This is a genomic window from Paenibacillus senegalensis JC66, from assembly GCF_000285515.1.
GTDB classification, from domain to species: domain Bacteria; phylum Bacillota; class Bacilli; order Paenibacillales; family NBRC-103111; genus Paenibacillus_L; species Paenibacillus_L senegalensis.
The window spans coordinates 1-1,134 of sequence record NZ_CAES01000131.1; the positions used below are offsets into that span (position 1 = coordinate 1).

At 51.8% G+C, this 1,134-nt stretch carries 2 protein-coding genes; both read right to left on the minus strand.

The window, feature by feature from the left end; all coding sequences use genetic code 11:
• On the minus strand, nt 1-640 hold a 640-nt coding region (locus tag PSHG_RS25960; protein WP_010267276.1), incomplete at its 3' end, for a carbohydrate ABC transporter permease.
• Nucleotides 641-671: 31 nt separating this feature from the next.
• The coding region (locus tag PSHG_RS25965) for an ABC transporter permease subunit (RefSeq protein WP_010267277.1) at nt 672-1,134 on the minus strand (463 nt) is incomplete at its 5' end.

Consider the following 1,134-nt stretch of genomic DNA (forward strand, 5'->3'; position numbering starts at 1 on the left):
CATTAAAGAACGCATTCCAATGGTTAACGGCATAGAACAAGATCATAACCGCGATGATCGGCATGGACAGCGGAAGCACGATCCGAAACAGCGTGCTGAAATTGCTGCTGCCGTCAATCGATGCCGCTTCCTGAACCTCGAACGGAATACTCGTCTGGAAGAATGTGCGCATGATGACCACGTTATAGACCGAGATGGCCCCTGGCAGGATTAATGCCCACATCGTATTCATAATACCCAGATCTCTAACCAGCAGGTACGTCGGAATCAGTCCCCCGCTGAAGAACATCGTAAATACGATGAACGCCGTGACGACATTCCGTCCCTTGAAGTCCGGACGAGACAACGGATACGCGATACATATCGTCAGCACCAGGTTGACAGCTGTACCGACCACCGTATAGATGATTGTATTTTTATAACCAGTCAGAAGCTGACTGTTCTCCAGAATTTTCTCATACGCCACAAACGTAATATCCACCGGCCACAGCCATACCCGTCCGCCCATCACCGCTGCCGGGTCACTGATGGAAGCACTTAGCACGAACACGAGCGGGTAGAGGACGGCGACCGTAATCAACCCGAGCAAAAACAGGTTAACCGCATCAAATATGCGATCTCCCGGACTTTTATCTACCACAGCTGTACCCTCCTTTTTTCCTCTGTTCTTGTTACCATAAGCTGGTTTCGTTCAATCGTCTCGCCGCACTGTTCACGAGCACGAGCAGAATAAAGTTAATGATCGAATTGAACAAGCCGACTGCCGCCGCGAAGCTGTACTGAGCGCCAAGAATACCGGCCCGATACACGTAAGTCGCGATTACGTCTGAAGCCTCCATGTTCAGATCGTTCTGCATCAGGAACACTTTCTCGAAACCAACCGCCATCAAAGAACCGGAATTCAGGATGAGCAGGATGACGATCGTTGGCATAATTCCGGGAATATTCACGTGCCAAATCCGCTGCAGACGGGTCGCCCCATCCACCTTCGCCGCCTCATGCAGCTGCGGATCAATACCGGCCAGCGCCGCCAAATAAATGATCGAGCTCCATCCCATCGACTGCCAGACGCCGGACCAGACATAGATCGACTTGAACCAGCCGGGTTCGGTCATGAAGAAGACCGGATCACCG